Genomic DNA, 1,940 nt, shown 5'->3' with positions numbered 1-1,940 from the left:
CCAGAGTCTGGCCGATATCCTGACCACGCCCATCGGTACCCGGGTGATGCGGCGGGACTATGGGTCGCGGCTGTTCGAGCTGGTCGACGCGCCAATGAATGACGAGACGCTGGGTGAGATTTATGTGGCCACGGCCGAGGCGATTGAACGCTGGGAGCCGCGGTTTCATTTGCTCCAGGTGCTTACCTCAAAACTTAGTCCGGGCCATGTGACGCTGGACCTTGTTGGGGAATACCTCGGCGAGTCGGTCACTCTCTCGGACGTGCGCCTATGACATCTGCAATTAACCTCTCCAAACTGACTGCACCTGATGTGGTGGAGCCCCTCGATTACGAAACCATTCTTGGCGAGATGCTGGCCGACCTTCGAAAGCGGCTGCCATCGTTCTCATCAACGGTTGAATCCGATCCGGCTTACAAAATCCTCGAAGTGGCCGCCTATCGTGAGCTATTACTTCGCCAGCGGGTGAATGAAGCCGCCCGTTCGGTGATGTTGGCTTTTTCTTCCAAGCATGACCTCGACCAATTGGCGGCCCTGTTTAACGTTGAACGGCGAGAGGGAGAGTCTGATGTGAGTCTTCGGATGCGTCTGCCGTTGTCGCTTGAGGGCCTCAGTACTGCAGGACCCCGAGGGGCGTATCATTATCATGCCTTGTCCGCCTCTTCCGATGTTAAGGACGTGTCTGTCGTGAGTCCCAAACCGGGCGAAGTGGCAGTGACGGTGTTAAGTCATCATGGACGCGGAGAGGCCAGTCCCAGCGTGCTGTCTACGGTGAGTCAGGCCCTCAATGCTGAGGAGGTTCGGCCGTTGACCGATAAGGTGACCGTGAGAGGGGCCAACGTGATTGCCTACAAGGTGGTGGCGACCCTCATCTGTTTTGCAGACCCGGACAGGAACGTGGTGACCAAAGCGGCGAGACAGGCCGCGGAGGAGTATGTCGCTGATACTCATCAGCTTGGCCGGGCCGTGACAAGGTCGGGCCTCATTGCGGCCTTGCATCAACCGGGCGTGATGAACGTGAAGCTAACGTCACCCGCGACCGATATTACGACAGCCAGTCATGAGGCAGCATGGTGTACCGAGATTACCTTGGCGGTCAGCGATGGTTGAGTCTCTGCTACCGCCCAATGCGACCTCCGAAGAACGGGCTCTGGAGGCGACCACCGCAAGGCTTGCCACTATTCCTGCTGACCTCGCGAAACTGTGGCGGCCTGATGATTGTCCATTGGAGTTGCTGCCATGGCTGGCGTGTCCTTGTCCGTCGATGACTGGGACCCGAACTGGCCGGAAGCGCAACAACGTCAGGCGATTAAAGATGCGGCCAGATTACACCGCAGCAAAGGCACGGTCGGGGCCGTCAAACGGGTACTGGCCAACCTTGGCGTTACCGTCGACATGTTGGAGTGGTTTCAGGAAACGGATGATGTGGCGCTGGCGTCGATTCAATCCAAAACGCCGCATACCTTTGTGTTCATTGCGTGGGCCAATGCCAATCCCTATGTCAGCAATCAGGTTTTCCTAAGTCCCGACCTATATGCCGCCATCACGCGGGCGGTTGAGAACACCAAACCCTTGAGGTCCCACTTTGATTTTCTGGTGGGGGCAAGGCTGGACAGTGGGCTTGCTGCAGGTGCCTCATCCGGTGGCTGGTTGCAATCTGGCCGCTTCAGTCAACAGACCAAACCGGTGCAGGTACCGAAAACTATTTCCACGCTAAGTGCAGGATTTCACCTGACCAACCGCCGTCTGGCTGTCGCAAGATATTACATGGTGGAATCTCCCGGAGTGGCCGAGTGAGCACGATTTTACAACCAACCATTACCGAAGCAGGCCTTCAGGCGGTCTTCAATGCCGACCATGATGGCTTCGCCGCGCGCCTGACCCATGTGGCGCTGGGCGAGGGGGCGTATCGTCCCGACCAAAGCCGGAAAGCCCTGCAT

Annotated in this window: 2 protein-coding genes and 1 pseudogene; all 3 read left to right on the top strand. The window is 57.8% G+C overall.

The genetic code is table 11. The features are described 5' to 3' along the window. Nucleotides 1-274: GPW/gp25 family protein (locus tag CS022_RS24475; RefSeq protein WP_129124465.1), on the top strand; the 274-nt coding region annotated here is incomplete at its 5' end. Then, on the top strand, nucleotides 271-1,110 hold the full coding sequence (locus tag CS022_RS24470) for a baseplate assembly protein (RefSeq protein WP_129124464.1): 840 nt from the start codon (nucleotides 271-273) through the stop codon (nucleotides 1,108-1,110). The genes CS022_RS24475 and CS022_RS24470, both read left to right, overlap by 4 nt. After that, nucleotides 1,061-1,797: pseudogene (locus CS022_RS24460) on the top strand (phage tail protein I). The gene CS022_RS24470 and the pseudogene CS022_RS24460 overlap by 50 nt, the downstream one beginning before the upstream one ends. The last annotated feature ends 143 nt before the right edge of the window (nucleotides 1,798-1,940 follow it).

It is taken from the genome of Veronia nyctiphanis, assembly GCF_004116385.1.
Classification (GTDB): Bacteria; Pseudomonadota; Gammaproteobacteria; order Enterobacterales; family Vibrionaceae; genus Veronia; species Veronia nyctiphanis.
This window is presented reverse-complemented; position numbering and strand designations above follow the sequence as displayed.

What these genes read in the sequence shown, in the direction of transcription:
- CS022_RS24470 (WP_129124464.1), top strand. Translation starts at nt 271, where the DNA reads ATGACATCTGCAATTAACCTCTCCAAACTGACTGCACCTGATGTGGTG.